The organism is Oleiphilus sp. HI0061 (assembly GCF_001635675.1).
In genome coordinates this window covers 1-1,403 of record NZ_LWFE01001514.1, presented here as the reverse complement: position 1 = coordinate 1,403, position 1,403 = coordinate 1, and the positions used below count along the sequence as shown (strand labels likewise).

Genomic DNA, 1,403 nt, shown 5'->3' with positions numbered 1-1,403 from the left:
TTTTTATTGCCTAAGAAAAACTCTCTATGAGGCTGGGATTATATGATGATCTATCTCTGTTAGTAGGTTATTGACGACTTGCGCAAATTCGGCTCCTGAATCTTCTTGAAGAAAGTGGCCGCCTTTAAGTTTTACGTGTTTCATTCCCTTTGCACCAGGAATCTTCTTACGCATATACTTATCACCGCCTCGTGTTATAGGGTCTCCATTGCTGAATGCGGTAACGAAAGGCTTTTGCCATTTTTCTAATACCGCCCACGCTGCCTTGTTCGCTTTGCTTGCCGGGTTGTCCGGGCTTGTTGGTACTAAAGCCGGAAAAGCCCGAGTGCCTGCTTTGAACTGCTTGGATGGAAAGGGTGCATCGTAAGCGCGCTGCTCGTCTTTGCTAAAAGATTTAAAACTCCCCATCTCTACGATTTTTGCAATAGGGAACCAGGGGCTATTAAGCGCAAAAGCTTTCCATATCTTAAAAGCGGAAGGTACGTCTTCTTCACCTGTTGGTAGCATGCCATTACCGACTACAATTGCTTTGAAGCGCTCTTCATTTTCTGCCGCGAGTCGAAGGCCGAGCAATGAACCCCAGTCTTGGCAGACCAGTGTAATATTGTTTAAATCAAGCGCGTTGATTAAGGATAGGAGCCAGTCCATATGGCTTTGATAGGAGTAGTCTTCAATATTGACAGGCTTATCTGACTTGCCAAAGCCAATTAAGTCGGGAGCGATGACTCGATGCCCCGCAGCAGTGCAAATAGGGATCATGTGGCGGTAAAGGTATGACCAGCTGGGTTCACCATGTAACATGAGTATTGGGTCGGCACTTCCCGGGCCTTCGTCTATATAATGCATTCTCAAACCACCGACGTCGGTATAGTGAGCAGAAAAGCTATAGTTCGGCAGGTTTTTAAAGCGTTCATCAGGCGTACGGACAAATTTGACCATGAAAGAATTCCTTTATTGATAGGTCGATCTTTTTATTCAGAATTTAACTATAGCAGCTAGATTAAAAGGGTGAGGTAATTGCGATATGCAAATAGATAGAGAGAGATCTGTTTCGCTAGTTCGGCGCTTTATGATACTGAGTATGATGCTGGCGTTTGGTATCTTGAGTGCATGCGGTCAATCAGAGGATTCGTCTAGTACTGAATCGAGCGCAGCAGATAGAACTTTGACTGTTTATAAAACAAAGAGTTGCTCTTGTTGTTCTGAGTGGGTGGATCATATTCAACAGGGCGGTTTGTCGGCCATAGTTGTGAACCAGGATTCGGTGGCGCATATAAAAGATTTCTATCAGCTGCCTGCTAATGCTCGCTCCTGTCATACTGCTGTGTCGTCAGAGGGTTTCGTGTTCGAAGGACATGTTCCAGCGAAGTTTATTAAACAATTTTTATCAAACCCACCTGCTG

Annotated in this window: 2 protein-coding genes; one reads left to right on the top strand and one right to left on the bottom strand. The window is 44.8% G+C overall.

Annotation, left to right across the window (positions count from 1 at the left end):
* Window positions 1–24 precede the first annotated feature (24 nt).
* On the bottom strand, window positions 25–939 hold the full coding sequence (locus A3735_RS23600) for a haloalkane dehalogenase (protein ID WP_068512287.1): 915 nt from the start codon (window positions 937–939) through the stop codon (window positions 25–27).
* 85 nt (window positions 940–1,024) lie between these two features.
* Between A3735_RS23600 and A3735_RS23595 the strand changes: the two genes are divergently transcribed.
* The coding region (locus tag A3735_RS23595) for a DUF411 domain-containing protein (RefSeq protein WP_156499870.1) at window positions 1,025–1,403 on the top strand (379 nt) is incomplete at its 3' end.

Coding starts and splice junctions, on each gene's coding strand:
- A3735_RS23600 (WP_068512287.1), bottom strand. CDS start 939: ATGGTCAAATTTGTCCGTACGCCTGATGAACGCTTTAAAAACCTGCCG.